The 17,986-nt window shown below is 62.2% G+C and carries 16 protein-coding genes; 7 read left to right on the top strand and 9 right to left on the bottom strand.

All coding sequences use genetic code 11. The features are described 5' to 3' along the window. Positions 1–6: 6 nt before the first annotated feature. The 3 genes from ACQ4WM_RS00730 to ACQ4WM_RS00720 all read left to right on the top strand — a co-directional run bounded on the left by ACQ4WM_RS00730 (position 7) and on the right by ACQ4WM_RS00720 (position 2,662). The gene (locus tag ACQ4WM_RS00730; protein WP_436544804.1) at positions 7–636 is read left to right on the top strand and encodes a 3'-5' exonuclease; all 630 of its coding nucleotides are present in this window, start codon (positions 7–9) and stop codon (positions 634–636) included. Positions 637–756: 120 nt separating this feature from the next. Beyond that, complete coding sequence (locus ACQ4WM_RS00725; RefSeq protein WP_436544803.1) at positions 757–2,136, top strand: tetratricopeptide repeat protein; 1,380 nt, start codon at positions 757–759, stop codon at positions 2,134–2,136. Between the two features lie 64 nt (positions 2,137–2,200). Next, positions 2,201–2,662 (top strand): DUF6386 family protein, encoded by a 462-nt coding sequence (locus ACQ4WM_RS00720; protein WP_436544802.1) that lies wholly within the window; start codon positions 2,201–2,203, stop codon positions 2,660–2,662. Here ACQ4WM_RS00720 and ACQ4WM_RS00715 read toward each other — a convergent pair. Beyond that, on the bottom strand, positions 2,659–4,446 hold the full coding sequence (locus ACQ4WM_RS00715; protein WP_436544801.1) for a GGDEF domain-containing protein: 1,788 nt from the start codon (positions 4,444–4,446) through the stop codon (positions 2,659–2,661). The genes ACQ4WM_RS00720 and ACQ4WM_RS00715 overlap by 4 nt on opposite strands. Before the next feature lie 339 nt (positions 4,447–4,785). Here ACQ4WM_RS00715 and ACQ4WM_RS00710 point away from each other — a divergent pair, with 339 nt between their 5' ends. Beyond that, positions 4,786–6,969: a prolyl oligopeptidase family serine peptidase gene (locus tag ACQ4WM_RS00710; RefSeq protein WP_436544800.1), complete on the top strand. Its 2,184-nt coding sequence runs from the start codon at positions 4,786–4,788 to the stop codon at positions 6,967–6,969. Between the two features lie 219 nt (positions 6,970–7,188). Here the strand turns inward: ACQ4WM_RS00710 and ACQ4WM_RS00705 are convergent, their stop codons facing one another. The 8 genes from ACQ4WM_RS00705 to ACQ4WM_RS00670 all read right to left on the bottom strand — a co-directional run bounded on the left by ACQ4WM_RS00705 (position 7,189) and on the right by ACQ4WM_RS00670 (position 14,117). Continuing rightward, positions 7,189–7,707 (bottom strand): hypothetical protein, encoded by a 519-nt coding sequence (locus tag ACQ4WM_RS00705; protein ID WP_436544799.1) that lies wholly within the window; start codon positions 7,705–7,707, stop codon positions 7,189–7,191. Positions 7,708–7,755: 48 nt separating this feature from the next. Then, positions 7,756–8,268: a DinB family protein gene (locus ACQ4WM_RS00700; RefSeq protein WP_436544798.1), complete on the bottom strand. Its 513-nt coding sequence runs from the start codon at positions 8,266–8,268 to the stop codon at positions 7,756–7,758. A gap of 95 nt (positions 8,269–8,363) precedes the next feature. Next, a complete protein-coding gene (locus tag ACQ4WM_RS00695) occupies positions 8,364–9,239 on the bottom strand; it encodes an STM4011 family radical SAM protein (protein WP_436544797.1) in 876 nt (291 codons plus the stop codon). Then, a complete protein-coding gene (locus tag ACQ4WM_RS00690; protein WP_436544796.1) occupies positions 9,233–10,612 on the bottom strand; it encodes an STM4012 family radical SAM protein in 1,380 nt (459 codons plus the stop codon). Before ACQ4WM_RS00690 ends, ACQ4WM_RS00695 begins: the two co-directional genes overlap by 7 nt. After that, a complete protein-coding gene (locus ACQ4WM_RS00685; protein WP_436544795.1) occupies positions 10,609–11,448 on the bottom strand; it encodes an STM4013/SEN3800 family hydrolase in 840 nt (279 codons plus the stop codon). Before ACQ4WM_RS00685 ends, ACQ4WM_RS00690 begins: the two co-directional genes overlap by 4 nt. Continuing rightward, positions 11,441–12,517, bottom strand: a complete 1,077-nt coding sequence (locus ACQ4WM_RS00680) for an STM4014 family protein (RefSeq protein WP_436544794.1) — start codon at positions 12,515–12,517, stop codon at positions 11,441–11,443. Before ACQ4WM_RS00680 ends, ACQ4WM_RS00685 begins: the two co-directional genes overlap by 8 nt. 6 nt (positions 12,518–12,523) lie before the next feature. After that, positions 12,524–13,450 (bottom strand): STM4015 family protein, encoded by a 927-nt coding sequence (locus ACQ4WM_RS00675; protein ID WP_436544793.1) that lies wholly within the window; start codon positions 13,448–13,450, stop codon positions 12,524–12,526. A gap of 91 nt (positions 13,451–13,541) precedes the next feature. Beyond that, positions 13,542–14,117, bottom strand: coding sequence for a helix-turn-helix domain-containing protein (locus ACQ4WM_RS00670; RefSeq protein ID WP_436544792.1), 576 nt, complete (start codon positions 14,115–14,117; stop codon positions 13,542–13,544). 201 nt (positions 14,118–14,318) lie between these two features. Here ACQ4WM_RS00670 and kbl point away from each other — a divergent pair, with 201 nt between their 5' ends. Genes kbl through ACQ4WM_RS00655 form a run of 3 tightly spaced genes read left to right on the top strand, consistent with a single transcriptional unit; the run spans position 14,319 to position 17,986 of the window. Then, the gene (kbl, locus tag ACQ4WM_RS00665; RefSeq protein WP_436544791.1) at positions 14,319–15,548 is read left to right on the top strand and encodes a glycine C-acetyltransferase; all 1,230 of its coding nucleotides are present in this window, start codon (positions 14,319–14,321) and stop codon (positions 15,546–15,548) included. 24 nt (positions 15,549–15,572) lie between these two features. Continuing rightward, the gene (locus tag ACQ4WM_RS00660) at positions 15,573–16,538 is read left to right on the top strand and encodes an NAD-dependent epimerase/dehydratase family protein (RefSeq protein ID WP_436544790.1); all 966 of its coding nucleotides are present in this window, start codon (positions 15,573–15,575) and stop codon (positions 16,536–16,538) included. A 47-nt stretch (positions 16,539–16,585) separates the two neighbouring features. Next, positions 16,586–17,986 carry an L-serine ammonia-lyase gene (locus tag ACQ4WM_RS00655; protein WP_436544789.1) on the top strand — a complete coding sequence of 467 codons (1,401 nt, stop codon included), beginning with the start codon at positions 16,586–16,588 and terminating at the stop codon, positions 17,984–17,986.

Genomic DNA, 17,986 nt, shown 5'->3' with positions numbered 1-17,986 from the left:
CGCTACATGAACGTGTTTGAGCAACCGATCGTCATGATCGACTTTGAAACCACCGGTCTGTCGCCCGATATGGGCGACCGCATCACGGAAGTGGCGGCGCTGCGCATCGAAGGCGGGCAGGTGACCGAGCGCTACGTCAGCCTGATTAACTGCAATGCACGCATTCCTTCGTTTATCACGGGCCTGACAGGCATCACGCAGAAGATGGTGGATAACGCGCCACCGGTAGCCGAAGTAGTGCCACGCTTGCTGGACTTTATCGGCAGCGACACCTTGTCGGCCCATAATGCCAGCTTCGATGAAAAATTTCTGCGCGCCGAGAGCGCCCGGCTGGACCTGGCACCGGCGCACCGCTCGCTGGTATGCTCATTGAAACTGTCGCGCCGCGTGTTTCCTGGCCTGTCGAGCTACAAGCTGGGCCTGTTGTCCGGCCAGTTGGGCATTGCCTTCAAAAGCGCGGCCCACCGGGCCGAATCCGATGCGGAAGTTGCCGCCCAGGTGCTGATCCATATCGGCCGCCATTTGCGCAGTAATTACGGCATCGATGGCGTCGACGCCGACCTGCTGGTGTCGCTCAACAAGCTGGCGGCCGCCAAGGTGCCGCAATTCCTGCAGAAACATCCGCGCAAGCGCTGAGCGCCGGCCAGCCGTCCCGTAGCGGACGCATCAAAACGATGCACTTATATTATGGCGTTTGAGTTCGCTCAAACGTGACCGCCTCCCCGAATTTACAATTCAGGCAACGGGAGCGCGCACATGGACAAGCACCATACTGCCAGGGAGAGCCGCCAGATCTATCTGTGGCTACGCACTGCGGCCGAGCAAGGCAACGCCTACGCCCAATTCAATCTCGGGCTCCTGTACAAGAAAGGCGAGGGTGTGCGGCAGGACGACGGGCGCGCCTTTATCTGGCTGCGCCTGGCCGCGCTGCAGGGGCTGGCGTTCGCGCAAAATCATCTTGGTGCGTTGTACTACCACGGCCGTGGCGTCGCGCAGAGCGACGAGGAGGCCGTGCTGTGGTTCCGCCGCGCGGCCGCCCAAGGCGACGCTTCGGCCCAGCAGAACCTGGGGCAGATGTACCGCAAGGGGCGTGGCGTGCCGCAAAACGACGAGCTGGCGCTGGCCTGGTTCTACCGGGCCTCGGAGCAGGGCGTGGCCAGCGCCCAGTCGCTGCTGGGTGAAGCTTATGCGCGGGGCCTGGGCGCAAAACGCAACGATGCGCTGGCACTGGCCTGGTTCCGCAAGGCCGCGCTGCAGGGCGACGCCCTGGCCCAGCTGAACATGGGCCTGCTCTACAAGCGGGGCCAGGGCGTGATGCAAAGCGATACCCGGGCCGTGGCCTGGTTCCGCCAGGCGGCCGTGCAAGGCCTCGCGGTGGCGCAGCGCCAGCTGGGCGTGGCCTATGCCGAAGGCACGGGCGTGGCGCTGGACCAGTTGCGCGCCTGTGCCTGGCTGCTGCGCGCCGCCGAGCAGGACGATGCCGACGCCCAGTTCAACCTGGGCCTGATGCTGGCGCGAGGGCAGGGCGTCGAACGGGACGAGGCGCGGGCCGTGGCCTGGTACCGCCGTGCCGCCCGGCAAGGCCATTGCTCGGCGCAATACAACCTGGGCGGCATGCTCGCTGGCGGGCGTGGCGTGGCGCGTAATGCGCGCGAGGCCGTTGAATGGTATGGCAAGGCGGCCGCGCAGGGCGCCGCGAATGCCCAGTTCAATCTTGGCGTGCTGTACGCCAACGGTCAGGGCGTGCAGCACGATCCGGCGCGCGCGGTGCGCTGGTATCGCAAGGCCGCCGATCAGGGCGACGCCAGCGCGCAAAACAACTTGGGCATGATGTATGCGAATGGCCATGGCGTGCAGCAGGACGACGACATGGCGGTGCAGTGGTATACGCGCGCAGCCGAGCAGGGCCATGCACTGGCCCAGTACAACCTGGGCGGCATGTACAACAGCGGGCGAGGCGTGCCGAAAGATCCGGTGCGTTCCTACATGTGGGTGGCGCTGGCGGCCGAGAGCGGCGACGCCACGGCTGGCGGCGTTGTTGCCGGCTATGCCCGCAAGCTGTCCACCGGCGACCTGGGCAAGGCGCGCGCGATGACCCGGCAGTGGAAGTGTTCGCGCGCAGCGGCGCCGGACTGAGCGGCATGTTTTGCCTTGGCCATGCCATACTGCGGACTGCAAAAAAACAGGGAAGGAGGCCGCCATGGTCAGCGAAACCGGCATTCAAGCTGCACAAACCTGCACTTTCGTTACCGACACTGCCACCATGTGCGTGTTCGACGTGGCCGGCCTGTGCCACCGGCTGGAAGACGACGTCGACTGGTGGAGCATTCCCAGCGCCGAACTGGCGGAAGTGAACGCCGGCCATGTGGCGTTCCTGAACCTGGGCAGCGATGGCGCCTATGCCGTCGAGCTGGTCGATGAGCTTGCCAACCCTCAGGTCACAGTCAATCTCGCCGTCGGATCGGGGCGCGTATTCATCGGTGCAGCCGAGGAAGTGACGGCCGATGGCCTGGAACCGGAAGCGGTGTTTGGCGGCATGTTCGTACAGCTGGCACCGGGCAAGTATCGCCTGCTGGCGCGACGCAACGATGCGCATATTACGCTGGCTTTGTTGCCTGGTGATACGGACGACAACAGCTTTGCCGACCTGCTGCGGATCTAGACCGGATCAGGGCATGGCATCGCCGCCTGGCGCCGGTCCAGGAACAGGCTGTTGCCGTGGATCTTCTTGGCCTGCCGCTTGGCTTCGGCCGCCTGCGTGGCGATCTGGTGGTGGGTGTAATACTGGTGCGCCGACACCTTGATCACGCCCAGCGACAGGCTGATCAGTGAATAAAACACTTTCTTGCCCTGCCGGTCTTCACTGATATAGCCACCGCGTTCGCAATCGTCCACGCTGTAGAAGGCCAGGATGGCGGCCGCGAAATCGTCCAGCATGGCCTGGCAGCGCGTCTCCCAGTCTTCGCTCTGGAACAGGATCATGAAATCATCGCCGCCGATATGGCCGATAAAGTCGCGGTTGGCATCGCAATGGCTGCTGAGGATTTCGCCGGTCAGCTGTATCACGTCGTCGCCCTTGCGGTAGCCATACACGTCGTTGAATGGCTTGAAATGGTCGAGGTCGCAATAGCAGACCCAGAAGCGGCTGCCACTGTGCAGCAGGCGGTCGATATGCTCGTTGATCGGCACATTGCCGGGCAATTGCGTGAGCGGATTGGCGTAGCGGGCCGCATTGATCTGCATCTGCGTGATTTCGCGCATCAGGTCGTGGCCGGTGCCCATACCCATATAGCGGCCATGCTCGGTGATAATGAAACCGTTGTACAGATGGTGGGCATCGGACTGCGCCATGATGTAGCTCAGTTCCTGCAAGCTCGTTTCATGGTCGGCGATCAGCGGCTTGGCGTCCATGAACACGCTGCAGGATTTCTTGCCATACAGTTCGCGCTGATACGGGCGGGCAAAATGGTCGATCATGTCGAAGCGGCTGATCAGCCCCAGCGGCACGCCATCGTCCACCACCGGGATGATCATGAGCTTCGGTTCTCTCATGAAAATCTCGTAGACCTCGTTATTGTTCTTCGCCGTCGAGATCGATGACACGCGGTGCAGCAGCTTGCGGATGCTGGCGCCATTCTTTTCCAGGCTGCTGCGCTGTGGATACACGGCCACGCCGTTGCGCCCCAGCGCCTGCACCACTTCGGCCGGCAGCGTGCGCGCCGGCATGGCGTTGGGCCGCCCCAGGTGATAGCCCTGGCCAAACGTGACGCCAAGATCGCGCAAGACCAGCAATTCCGCCTGCGCTTCGATGCCTTCGGCGATCACCAGCGTGCCTGACTTCTCCGCGATCTCCTGGATTGAGCGCACGAACTGCAGTTTCACGGGGTCGTTATTGATGCCCTGGATAAAATGCATGTCGATCTTGACGTATTCCGGTCGCAACTCCGACCACAGGCGCAGGCTGGAAAAACCTTCGCCCAGGTCGTCGATGGCGATCTGGAAGCCCATGTTACGGTAGTGCAGCACCGCTTCGCGCATCAGCTCGTAGTCATAGGTGGGCTGGTTTTCCGTCAGCTCGATGATCACCCGTTCCGGGTTGATGCCGATCTGCGCTATGTATTCCAGCGTTTCGCCATGGCGGGCATTGCGCAGCAACAGGCATTCCGGGCTGACATTGAGAAACAGCTTGCCGGGCAGATTCAATTCCGCAAAACGTTCCAGCACCACCTGCCGGCACAGATGCTCGACCTCCAGCGTCAGGCCGCAGGCGCGCGCCACCTTGAACAGGTTCATCGGCGCATGCAGCGGGCTGTCGGACGGCCCCCGTATCAGACCTTCGTAGCCGATGATGTCGCCGCTGGCCATCTGGATGATGGGTTGGAACAGCGCGCAGAGTTTGCGTCCGGCGAGGATGTCGTGCAGTACATCGGCGGATTCAACTGGCATGGGCGGCGTGGTGGGTGGAGCAGACTTCAGGTACGCTACGGTCGCGGCAAGTGCTGGGTCCGGGCGGGACGTGGCCGAAGAGAGAGCGAGTGTGTGCATGGCAGAGGTGTGGCAGGGTTGGCATGGCACTGGAAGGTCCATGATCATCTTGCATATGGTAAATATGTTTTATGACCGCTTGATGAAATGCCCAAATAAAAGACGGAGAAAGGCCGGCATAACTGTGTATTAAAAGCTGGGATACACGCTATGATTTACGTTGGCGAAAGTCAACATGGGCAGCCGCAGGGCCGTATTGCGGGCTCGCTTTTACAGACATCCAACAATGAGACATCACCCATGCAATTACGTAGTGCAACCCTCGTATTGAGTTTGCTGGCCGCCTTCGGTGGCAATGCCCTGGCGCAGACCTGCCCGGCAGGCACTAGCGAAGCCGTGACCTATCCGGTCACCAAGAAAGTCGAGCAGCAGGACAACTATTTCGGCACCACGATCGCCGACCCGTACCGCTGGCTCGAAGACGCCAACAGCGCCGAGACGCATGACTGGGTGGTGGCACAGAACAAGCTGACCCAATCCTACCTGGGCACGATACCCGAGCGCGAAGCGATCAAGCAGCGTTTGACGAAACTGTGGAACTACGAGCGCTTCAGCACGCCAACCAAGGAAGGCGGCCGCTACTTCTACACGCGCAACGACGGCTTGCAAAACCAGGCCGTGCTGTACACGGTGAAAAAACTGACGGACGAGCCGCGTCTGTTGCTGGACCCGAACACCCTGTCGGCAGACGGCACGGTAGCGCTGGCCGGCACCTCGATCAGCCCGAACGGCAAGTTCCTGGCCTATGCAACGGCCGCCTCCGGTTCCGACTGGAACGAGTGGAAGGTGCGCGATATCGATACCGGCAAGGATCTGGCGGACGAGATCAAATGGGCCAAATTCTCGGGCGCCTCGTGGACCCGCGACAACACCGGCTTCTTCTACAGCCGCTACGACGCGCCGAAGGAAGCGACGAAGCTGGCCGATATCAATTACTTCCAGAAACTGTACTTCCACAAGCTGGGCACGCCGCAAAGCGCCGACGTACTGGTGTTCGACCGTCCTGATCAGAAAGAATGGGCGTTTGGCGGCAGCCGTGTCACCGACGACGGCAATTACCTGATCATCACGGCCACCCAGGGCACCGAGCGCAAGAACCGCATTTTCTACAAGAACCTGCGCCAGAAAAACGCCAAGGTCGTTGGCCTGCTGGAAGAGTTCGACGCTTCGTATTCGTTTATCGACAATGTCGGCCCGGTGTTCTACTTTGCCACCGACAACAATGCGCCAAAGTCGCGCGTGATCGCCATCGATACACGCAAACCGCTGCCTGCCGGCTGGAAAGAGATCGTGCCGCAAAGCGAGCAGACGCTGGTGTCGGCCAATATCCTGAACAATCAGCTGGTGCTCGACTACCTGAAGGATGCGCAGACGCAGATCACCATCACCGACCTGAACGGCAAACTGGTGCGCGAAGTGGCATTGCCGGGCATCGGCTCGGCCGGCGGCTTCAGCGGCAAGCGCAACGATACGGAAACGTTTTATTCGTACACCAGCTTCACCACGCCAGCCACCATCTATCGCTATGACATGAAGACCGGCAAGAGCACGGTATATCGCCAGCCGAAGGTCGATTTCGATCCGAACGCGTTTGACGTGCGCCAGCAGTTCTTCACCAGCCGCGATGGCACCCGGGTACCGATGTTTATCGTCTCGAAAAAAGGCATGAAACTGGACGGCTCCAACCCAACCTATCTGTATGGCTATGGCGGTTTCAATATTTCGCTCACGCCATCGTTCTCGGTAGCCAACCTGGCCTGGGTGGAAATGGGCGGCGTCTACGTGATGGCCAACCTGCGCGGCGGCGGCGAATACGGCGAAGCCTGGCACCAGGCCGGCACCAAGCTGAACAAGCAAAACGTGTTCGACGACTTTATCGGCGCGGCCGAATGGCTGGTGGCCAACAAAGTCACCTCGCCATCGAAACTGGCCATCGGCGGCGGCAGCAATGGCGGCCTGCTGGTCGGCGCGGCCATGACGCAGCGTCCGGACCTGTTCGCCGCTGCGATCCCGCAAGTGGGCGTGCTCGACATGCTGCGCTTCCACAAGTTCACCGTGGGCTGGGGCTGGGTGCCGGACTACGGCTCGTCGGACGATGCCGAACAGTTCAAGGCGCTGGTCAAGTATTCGCCGCTGCACAACCTGAAGCAGGGCGGCTGCTATCCGGCCACCATGATCACCACCGCCGACCATGACGACCGCGTCGTGCCCGCCCACAGCTTCAAATTCGCCGCCGCCGCCCAGGCTGCGCAAGGCGGTGCAGCCCCGGTGCTGATCCGCATCGACAGCAAGGCAGGCCATGGCGCCGGCAAGCCGACCGCCAAGCAGATCGAGGAAGTGGCAGATCGCTGGGGTTTCCTTAGCCGTGCGCTGAAGATGGCACCAGCGCCTGTAGCAGAGCCGGCCAAGGTGGCGGCGCAGTAAGCTTTGTTTTGAGAAGCGCGGGGTGGGCTTTTCCCGCGCTTCCTGGGTTTTTAAAGACTGATCACGGCGGGCCAGAGACTCGGACCCGAGAAAAAGCCGGTGGCGGCGTTGCAGCTTCTGGCCGTACTTGCGTACGCGCGCAGCCAGTCATTTGACGCCAGGCCTCGCTGCGCAGTGGCGCCTTAAAATCGAAAATATCGGTACGCTCTTCTGATACTGTCAAGAGTCACTTTCCAGTCGCGCCGGTTTCCACTGCTTTACAAGGTGTAGTTCGCGTCGCTCAGCAGGCCAGATGTACAGCGAATACAGGTCATCGGCAGGCTCCCATTCGGTTTGAATTGTACGAACTCCGCTGATCAGGTAAATGTAACGATAGGAACCGGGTAGTATTTTCAATCGCGACGCATCTGGAAAGAAGTCTGTGCAACCCATCACGGCGATACTTCCAGTCGGCGATATAAATGCGCCTTCTACTACGTGGTCGAAGTCGTCCGTCCGGATGTCAGGCGGCCCATCAATAACATGAAGGTCAACTGTCACATCGACATTTCTGAGCGTTCCCAAGGAAAGAGCTGTTTCGCCATTTGCTACCATCATGGCAACTGCTGCGTCATTCCAAAGCGCACCGAAATCGTCTTTTGAATCTTCGTCTTGGACTATGAACTGAAAATAGTCCGCAAAAATAGTAAAACGATGCACAGCCATGTTTTCCTCCCCAGGTTTGGTGCTTGGTTTCAAGGAGACTGGTCGCTATTGTTCGCAAGCCGCCAATTTGCCAACGCCAGCCTACAGGCAACTCCCCGCCCTCCGCCCCGGCTCCACGGCATGAATAAAAACCGTATAGGTATCGGCCGGGCGCAAGCCTCCCGCGAGGTCGAGGGCGCGGCCTATGGCGCCCCTGTGGTAGGTGCCATGGTTGACGAGGTGGAAAAGTATCTCTTCGCGCGTCATGGTGCCGCCTTGGGCGTCAAGAAAGCGGAAGTGGATTTCTTCGGCCAGTTTTTCAGCGGGTATTGATGCGGTGTACTCGAGCAGCCAGCCGTTCGAGACCAGCAGCCGCTTGCCTAGCTGGTCAAGCGAGGGCACGACTTCCGAGTTTGACGTTGCATGCGGCTCCGTGCTGCCCAGCAGCCTGGCGCGGAAAACTTCTTCCACGCGTACCATGTGGTTCAGTTGCTGACAGGCGAAAGCCATTTCCGAGGGAAATAGCTCCTTATCAATTAGTGCCACGGCTTCGAGCGTACGCTTGTCGGCCCATTGTTTGTATTGGAGCAGCCTGAGTATTTGCGGTAAATTCATCTGGAAAAGATCGTGGATTGCCAGCCGGAAGAATATAACGAGTTTGCTGCATTTGGCAATCTGGCCGACTTTGTGCCTGAGCCTTTGCCTGAGCCTCAGGCGGGGCCCAGGCGCGCCAGGACGCCGTTGCCAAACAGCTGCTGGAACGGCAGGTCCTTGCGTTGCGCGTAGCCGATATAGCAGTCGCACTTGAAACGCGGACAGTTGCGCTCTTGCAGCATGTCCGCCAGCTTATCTTCGTACAGGTTGCCCAGCCGTTCGGGCAGGAAATGGCAGCGCGTCAGTTCGCCGTCGCCGTCGACCGACAGCGCTGTTTCTCCTGCGAAGCAGCCCTTGCCGCGCGATGGTGCCGGGCGGCGGTTCTGCAGGAACCACGGGTCGATCTCGTCGAGCCAGGCCAGGTCGTCGGCGCTGTAATAGCCAGGGCCGCGCCGGTCATACGCGTTCAGCCACAGATAGACCTGCGCGGGCAGTGCCGCGCGTAGTGCTCGGATGGCCTCGTAGTGCTCATGCAGCGCGACCACACCGACCGAATACCGCACGCCGATGGCGTCGAGACGCGCACAGCGTTCGAGAAAGCGCGCGATTGTCGTCTGGCCCGGGTGAAAGGTGCACCACAGGCCGATTTTGGCCCGGCTGTTCGCGTCCATCTCGCTGAGCCAGGCTAACGGGCCGGCCAGGTTGGTCTGCAGCGCTACTTGCGTGACATGGGGCAGCGCCGCCAGGGTGTGCATGGCGACACGGTAATGGCGCCGCACCAGCGCTTCTCCCCACGGTGTAAACAGCACGCTGATGGGGCGCGTCTGTTGCGTCACCCAGCCCGTAAAACGGGCTACTTCGCGTGCATCGCGCCCCAGCACGGTGCGGCTGTCCTGCTTCTTGGCAAACGGGCAGTAGCCGCAGGCGTAGTTGCAGCTCGCTAGCGTGCCCCTGTACAGGAAGGACAAGCTGCCCGGTGACGCCGTCAGCACGCCTGGCCGCTTTCCGCCATCAGCGCACGCACGGTGTTTGATGCCAGCCAGGGGCCGATGGTGTCGGCGTAGGAGTAGCCGCGATCATTCAGGCGCAGCAGCGGGCCGTCCTGCGTTGCCAGCGCCAAAGCAAACAGCTCGGCCAGTTGCGGCAGGTCGGCCAGGCAGTCGCTGCCGAAACGTGCCGTGTACGCGGCGCAGTCCAGGCCCGGTTCCGTCAGCAGCGACTGGATCACATAGCGGCGCTGCTGATCCTCAATCCCCAGCAGATAGCCATGTTCGGCCTGCGCGAAGCGTGCTTCGTCCAGCGCAAGGTAGTTCTCGATAATGCCGATGGTCTCGGTACGCGCTACCGCATACTCGCTGGAATAATGCAGTTGCGAGGTGTACGAGCGGGCGCCCGCGCCCAGACCCACCATGCCGTCGTTCTGGCAGCAGTAGGATGGGCCGGCGTCGCTCGGCGCATGCGGCGCGCGGAACATGCGCATTGACACCTGCACATAGCCTTGCGCGCGCAGATGGTCGCGCGCGGCCGCGTACAAGGCCAGGCGGCTGTCGCCCTCGCGCGCCAGCATGATGGGGTTCAAGGTGTCGGCGCCGTTGCGGCGGGCGATCTTGCCCAGGCCGGTTTGCTCGCGTACATACAGCGGATACAGATAGATTTCTTCCGGCTTGAACGCCAGCGCGCTGTCGATCGAGGCCAGCAGGCTGGCCACCGTCTGGCCGGCGATACCGTAGATCAGGTCCAGGTTCAACGTTGGAAAACCCGCCTCGCGTATCAGCGCTATCGCCTGGCGCACGGTGGCATTCTGCTGCGGGCGCGCCAGCGCGCGCATCTCGCCAGCGGCAAAGCTCTGGATGCCCAGGCTGACCCGATCTATGCCATGTGCGCGGCAGACAGCCAGGCGTTCGGCCGTAATGGTTTCGGGCGAGGCCTCGATGCCCGACGGTGTTTGCTGCAGGTCGATGCCGAGGATGTCGCGGGCGCCGCACAGCAAAGTGTCGAGCTGCGCCGCCGACAGATAGGTCGGCGTGCCGCCGCCGAGCGCGAAGCGGGCAAAGCGCCGCTCGCCCAGGGCGCCATCCATCGCGCGCATCTGCACCAGCACCTGCTGCACATAGCGCTCGACCATCTCGGCGCTGGGCCGCGCCATGGCGAACAGATTGCAAAAGCCGCAGCGCATCTCGCAGAACGGAATATGAATGTAGGCAAACAGGGCAGAGCGGTCTTGCGGCGCCCATACTGGCGCAAGTGGCGTGGCCTGGGCCAGCGTGCGATAGGCCGCCTTGTGCGGGTAGGAATAGGAATAGGCCTGGTAGGGCGTGTGGCGCATGCGCTGCGCCAGGGTGCCTGGCTGTTCGGATGGATTCACGGTGCGGCTCCCTGGGAATGCGGTGGTGAAGATTCAATAAAAAAATGCGCATAGGGCACGTTCCACACGCTGTCGTGCGCCACGCGGTGGCCGCGATAACCGTCTTCGCCATACGCGCTGCCGTGGTCCGAGCAAACGATGGCAAACGTCGGTGCGCGTGCGGCGCAGGCGGCGAACAGTGGCGCCAGTGCGCCGTCCACATAGCGCAGCGCTGCCGCATGGCTGTCAAGATTGTCGACGCGGCAGCCGGGCAGGTAGGCGCGGTTGGGCGTATGCAGCGCGCTGACATTGATGAACAGGAAGGTGCGTCGTGCGTTCTCCGCCAGCAGCCGACACGCCAGCGCCACCTGTTTTTCGGTCGAATGACGCCCGGCCACGCCCATGCCCGGGCTCCAGTGGCTTTCCTGGAACAGGGACGGCAGCACACGGCCCAAGGCCGTCTGCTGGTTGAAAAAACCGACGCCGCCGATGCAGATGGTGCGGTAGCCACGCGCGGCCAAGGCCTCGGGGATGCTGGCTTCCTCGAAGGCGAAGGTGCGTGGCGAGGTGGTTTCGCTGCCGGCAAAGGCACTGGCAAACAGGCGCGGATGGCGGCCAGGCCTGGACGGCGTGGGCAAAAAGCCGGCAAAAAAGGCCTGGTGCGCGGCGTAGGTAAACGTGGCGGGCGAATGGCGCTGGTCCCAGCCGGTGGCAGGCAGAAAGCGCGCCAGCACCGGCAGTTCGCCCGCCTCGAACAGCGCCTGCGCCACGTCGTGGCGCAGGGTGTCGAGGGTAATGAAGACGATATCGTGGCTGCCGACGATGGCATGCATGTCGGGGATGGTGAATTCAAACATCGCGCATCTGCATTCCGTAGGTATCCAGCCCCTGCCACAACAGCCCGGGCAGCAGGTCGCCAAAGGCATTCGCCTCCAGCACATGGGCCTGGCCACGGCGCACCACCAGGTCGTAGCCGGTGACATGGCTGGCGGGAAAGGCCAGCGCGGCCTGGCGGGTCGCCGCTTCCATGGCCGCGATATCGGCCGCATCCAGCAGCGTGGATACCTCGCCGCGCTGATTGTCCAGATGCAGATTGGTCATCATCTGCGTGCCCATGCGCGCTACGCGGTGCATGGGCTGGCCGGCAATCGCCACCACGCGCAGGTCGTAATGGCTGTCGCCGCAGCGCGGCTTGTCGAGCCAGGCCTCCGCATACAATTGCTGTGCCGCCAACGTGTTGATCAACGTGGCGATATCTGCCGCGTTGTCATGGCGCGTGATGCGCTTGACATTGAACAGCCGGGTTTCGCCGCCCACCTTCGTGATGCTGGCCGAGGTGGTGGCCTGCTGGCGGCCGGTGCGGTTGCGCCGGTAGGCCACCACGCCCGAGGCGGACGAGCCATAGCGCGGTTTCAGATAAACCCGGTCCAGGCCGTATTGATGCAGCAGCGATTGCAGATGCTCGTAGCCGTCGATACGTCCAAGCAGCGCGGGGATCGCCACGCCATGTTCGGCCAGATGGCGCTGGCAGGCCAGCTTGTCGGTCATCAGGGCAATCTCGCCCGGCGCATTGACAATATGCGCACCGGGCAGGGCGGCCAACTGGCGTGACAGGCGGTCCATGGCGTTCGAGAAGCCGGCAAACCAGGCGTGCTGCGCCAGCAGTTCGCCGCGTTCGGGCGCACGCACGGGTGCGCGGTCCAGCAGGCGGCAACCGTGTTGCAGCAGTTGCAGATGCACCTCAGCATCGTCGCCTGGCGGCTCGATCTTGAACCGGCAGGGCCGGGCCAGGGCAGCGTCGAGCAGGGATGGCTCGGCCAGCCAGTCGCGCCATTCAAGCACCTGGGCCGGCGCGAGCGCAAGCTGCGCGCGCGCCAGCTGCAGCAGGCGCACGCGCTTGCTGCCTTTGGTGGCCAGCAACATCATCAGGGTTTACTCGCCGACGGCCACGTAGCGATACACCTCGCCATCGTCCTCGTCGTCTTCCTGCGGATCGTCCAGCACCACCTCGAACGGCAGGGCCTTGAGTTTTTCCTGATTTGCTTCCGAGATGTAGTGGTGCGACAGGTCCAGGCGCGTCAGATTGCCCAACTGCGTGCCGTGCAGCAGCGCTTCGGCGCCCACGTCGCCGATGGTGCCGAGCGACAGGTCCAGCGTGGTGATGGTAGCCAGCAGCGGCTCGTTGGCCAGCCAGACGGCCAGTTCGTCGGCGATTTGCGCATCGCGCAGACCCAGGTAGCGCAAGCCTGGCGTGGCCAGTTGCGCCAGCACTTTCTGGTACAGCGCTACGTCGCCCGAGAAGCCATAGTCGTCGGTGCCCAGCCACAGTTCCAGGTGTTCCAGCTTTGGCATGCTCGACTCGACCAGGGCCTGGCCGATCTCCTGGTCCAGGCCACCCGATTCGATGGTGAACTTGCGCAGGTTCTGGTGGGCGAACGGGGCAAGTTTCAGTTCGTTGCCGCCACGGATGCGCAGTTCTTCCAGCAGCGGAAAGGCGTCCAGCAGCGGCTTGTAGCTGCCTTGCACGATCCACGAAATCTCGCATTCCTCGTACGTCATGTCACCGATAAACAGCGCGCGCAGATTCGGCAGCTGTGGTGCATGGCTGGCCAGCGCGGCAATCACCTCGTCGGCGCCCGCCTCGTACGGGTCGCCCCACATGCCGATGATCAGCGCCTCCAGGGTATTCTTGTCGGCCTTTTCCAGGAAGCCGGCAATCAGGTCCGGCATCTTGCGCTTGTCGTCGTATTCGAGCGACAGGCGGTAGACCACGTCCGGCGATGCATCGAAAGCGATCTCGGGGTCGTACTGCACAACTTTTTTACCGTGGAAGGTGGTAGTGCTGTCGGAAATGGTCATTGCTGAGGCTCCATGAAAGGCAGTGACAATATTGTCTGTTCCAAAAGCTTAGCATGGACGTAACAGCATATTGCACACTGCTGGCCAGCAACTATCTGTGGATCACCACCAACAGCGCCTTGCCTTCGGTCTTGCCCAGGTTGCGGATGGTATGGGGCAGGTCGGCCGGATAGCGCGCGGTGCCGCCATTCTTGACCTTTTTCTTTGCCGCCCCAACTTCCAGTTCCAGGTTGCCGTGGATAACAGTCAGATGCTCGGTGGTGCCCGGGTCGTGCGGCTGCGAAGCGAGTTCGCCGCCCGGCGCCAGCGTCACTTCATACCATTCATATTTGCCGGCCAGCTCCATCGGCCCCAGGATGCGCAGCACATAGCCGGCATGGTCGCCTGGCAGGGTGGGGGTTTCATGGGCGTCCGTGACGCGGATGGTTTCCACCGGTTTTTCCGCGCTCGACAACAGTTCACCGATCTGCACGCCCAGGGCATTGGCCAGGCGCCAGGTAATGGCGATGGTCGGATTGGCCTTTTCGCGTTCGATCTGCGACAGCATCGACTTCGAGACACCCGCGACGCGCGACAAATCCTCCAGTGTCAGGCCGCGCGCCAGGCGCAACCGTTGCAATGTGGCGCCGACTTCGGGCGGAGAATTGGTTGTAACACTGGTTTTCATCGGCAGTTGGCTTGCAAAGTTCAATCGGCTTGGGTAATATCCACTATATTGAATTTTAGTTCGACATAGTGGATTTCAGAGTGGCTTCAGGAAAACCGTGTAAGCTCTGAACAGCGCCCCACGGTACAGCATGCGGCGCACACCGGTCAAGCGGCGGCTTTTCCCCTATGGCGACAACCCAACACGGACACAAGGATCATCATGAGCGAGCAAGCGAAGAACACCTTTTTCAGCGGTCTGCAACAGAACCTCGATCAACTGCGCCAGCAGGGTTTGTACAAGCCCGAGCGCGTGATCGCCTCGCGCCAGGGCGCTGAAGTGGTGTGTGACGATGGCCGCACCCTGATCAATATGTGTGCCAACAACTACTTGGGCCTGTCGGGCGACCTGCAGACGCAGCAGGCGTCGATTGCCGCCACCGAAAAATACGGCTACGGCCTGTCGTCGGTGCGCTTCATTTGCGGCACGCAAACCGTGCACAAGGAACTGGAACAGGCCATCTCGTCGTTCCTGGGCACCGAAGACACGATTTTGTATGCAGCCGCGTTTGACGCCAACGGCGGCGTGTTCGAGCCGTTGTTCGACGAAAACGACGCGATTATCTCCGACGCGCTGAACCACGCTTCCATTATCGACGGCATCCGCCTGTGCAAGGCCGGCCGCTACCGCTATGCCCACAATGACATGGCCGACCTGGAAGTGCAGCTGCAGGCCGCCACTGCCGCCGGCAAGCGCCACAAGGTGATCGTTACCGACGGCGTGTTCTCGATGGACGGCACGATCGCCCAGCTCGACAAGATCTGTGACCTGGCCGACCAGTACGGCGCACTGGTGATGATCGACGAATGCCACGCCTCCGGCTTTATGGGCGCCACTGGCCGCGGCACGCATGAACACCACAACGTGATGGGCCGCATAGACATCATTACCGGCACCCTGGGCAAGGCCCTGGGCGGCGCCATGGGCGGCTTTACCTCGGCGCGCAAGGAAGTGATCGACACCCTGCGCCAGAAGTCGCGCCCTTATCTGTTTTCGAACACCCTGGCGCCATCGATAGCCGGCGCCTCGCTGTCGGTACTGGAGCGCCTGGCCAAGTCGACCGAACTGCGCGACCGCCTGCACGAGAACACGGCGTTCTTCCGCAGCGAGATCGAGCGCATTGGCTTCACCATCAAGCCGGGCACCCATCCGGTGGTGCCGGTGATGCTGTTCGACGCGCCGGTGGCACAGAAGTTTGCCGCGCGCCTGTATGAACTGGGCGTGCTGGTGACGGGCTTTTTCTATCCGGTCGTACCGATGGGCCAGGCGCGCGTGCGGGTGCAATTGTCGGCCGCCCATACCCGCGAACAACTGGTGACGGTGCTGGCTGCTTTCGAGCAGGCCGGCAAGGAACTCGGTCTTCTGAAGACTACCCAGACTACTACCAATTAATAACAAGAAGACGAGGAATACAGCATGGAACGCATTTTAGTCATCGGCGCAAACGGCCAGATCGGCAGTGAACTGGTCGGCGCGCTGGCGCAGCAGCACGGCGCGGACAACGTCATCGCCAGCGATATCGGCACCAGGAACGTGTACGACGCCAAGCGCTATGCGCAGCTGAACGTGCTCGACAAGGACGGCCTGGCGAAGATCATCGCCGACGAAGAGATTACCCAGGTCTACCAGCTGGCGGCGATGCTGTCGGCCACCGGCGAAGCGGCACCCCTGAAGGCCTGGAGCCTGAACATGGATGGCCTGCTCAATATCCTGGAGCTGGCGCGCGAGCGCGGCGAGGCGGGCAAGCCGCTGCGCATCTTCTGGCCTTCGTCGATTGCCGCCTTCGGCCCGAACACGCCGCAAGTCAATACGCCGCAGATGACGGTGATGGACCCGACTTCGATGTACGGTATCAGCAAGCTGGCTGGTGAGCGCCTGTGCGAGTATTACCATGCGAAATATGGCGTCGACGTGCGCAGCATCCGCTACCCGGGCATCATCAGCTACAAGTCGCCTCCTGGCGGCGGCACCACCGATTACGCGATCGCCATTTTCCATGCTGCCCTGCGTGGCGAGCGCTATGACTGCTTCCTGAATGCAGCCACCACCTTGCCGATGATTTACATGCCCGACGCGATCCGCGCCACCATCGAGCTGATGGACGCGCCAGCCGGGCAAATCAAGATCCGTTCCTCGTACAACGTGGCCGGCGTCTCGTTCAACCCGGAACAGCTGGCTGCGGCGATTGCCGCCAAAGTCGCCGACTTCAAAATCGCCTACGTGCCCGACAGCCGCCAGGCGATTGCCGACAGCTGGCCGCAAAGCCTGGACGACAGCACGGCCCAGGCGCACTGGGGCTGGAAGGCGCGCATCGGCGTCGAGCAAATGGTGGCCGACATGCTGGCCAATGTGGACGCTGGCCACTCCGAAAAAGCGGCCTGAACGAAGAGTCAGCCGCCACTAACAATATAAAAGCAAAGAGACAAGCAATGGATATGAGCGTATTTGACCTGTTCAAGATCGGCATCGGGCCGTCGAGTTCCCACACGGTGGGGCCGATGGTGGCGGCGCGGCGTTTTCTGGTCGATTTTCAGGTCGAATACGGCTCACTGGATAAGGTCGTCGGTGTGGAAGCGGCCCTGTATGGCTCGCTGGCGCTGACCGGCATCGGCCACGCCACCGACAAGGCGGTGATCCTGGGGCTGATGGGTGAAACGCCGCAGGACGTGGCGCCCGAAACAGTCGACGCCAGGCTGGCAGCGATTGAAGCAGCCGGCGAAATCCATTTGCTGGGGACTCACTGTGTGCCGTTCACGGCGGCCACCGGCCTCTTGTGGCACAAGAGCGAGTCCTTGCCCGAGCATCCGAACGGCATGCGCTTGACCTTGAAGCTGTTGGACGGCACGCGCATCGACAAGGTGTATTACTCGATAGGCGGCGGCTTTATCCGCGAGGCGGGCGAAGTGCCGGTGCCGGCGGCGCCTGGCGCGCAACCGGTATTCCCGTTTGACACCATGGAGCAGTTGCTGGCCCATGGCGTGGCCAGCGGTTTGTCGATTCCCGAGATGCTGCGCGCGAACGAATGCGTGCGGCGCAGCGAAGACGAATTGAATCAGGGCCTGGACCGCATCTGGCACGTGATGCGCGACTGTATCGCGCATGGCCTGGAAACCACCGGCAAGCTGCCCGGTGGCCTTGATGTAAAACGCCGCGCCGCCAAGCTGTGGCGCCAGGCGCAGGACGTGAAAGCATCAAGCAACCGTGCCAACGACCTGCCGCATGACGCCGTGCATCTGGTCAGCCTGTATGCGATGGCCGTCAACGAGGAAAACGCGGCCGGCGGCAGGGTAGTGACGGCGCCGACCAACGGCGCGGCCGGCATTATTCCCGCCGTGCTGCGCTACTACGCCGAGGATTGCCGTCCCAGCGATCCAGTCGGTGGCGTGCGCCGCTTTATGCTGACGGCGGCTGCGATCGGCATGCTGTGCAAGCGCAATGCCTCGATCTCGGGCGCCGAAGTGGGCTGCCAGGGCGAAGTCGGCGTGGCCTGCGCGATGGCAGCGGCCGGCCTGGTGGCGGCGTTGGGCGGCAGCAACGAGCAGATCGAAAACGCAGCCGAAATCGGCATCGAGCACCATCTGGGCATGACCTGTGACCCGATCGGCGGCCTGGTGCAGATTCCTTGCATCGAGCGCAACGGCATGGGCGCCGTCAAGGCCATCACCGCCGCCTCGCTGGCCCTGAACGGCGATGGCACCCATTTCGTCAGCCTCGACGAAGTGATCGAGACGATGCGCCAGACCGGCGCGGACATGCAGGACAAGTATAAGGAGACCTCGCTGGGTGGCTTGGCCGTGCATGTCATTACTGTCAATCACGCTGCCTGTTAA

Origin of the sequence: Janthinobacterium longum (assembly GCF_051380735.1) — a bacterium.
Lineage (GTDB): Bacteria > Pseudomonadota > Gammaproteobacteria > Burkholderiales > Burkholderiaceae_D > Janthinobacterium.
Note: the sequence above shows the minus strand (reverse complement) of the source record. Positions and strands in the feature narration are given on the sequence as shown.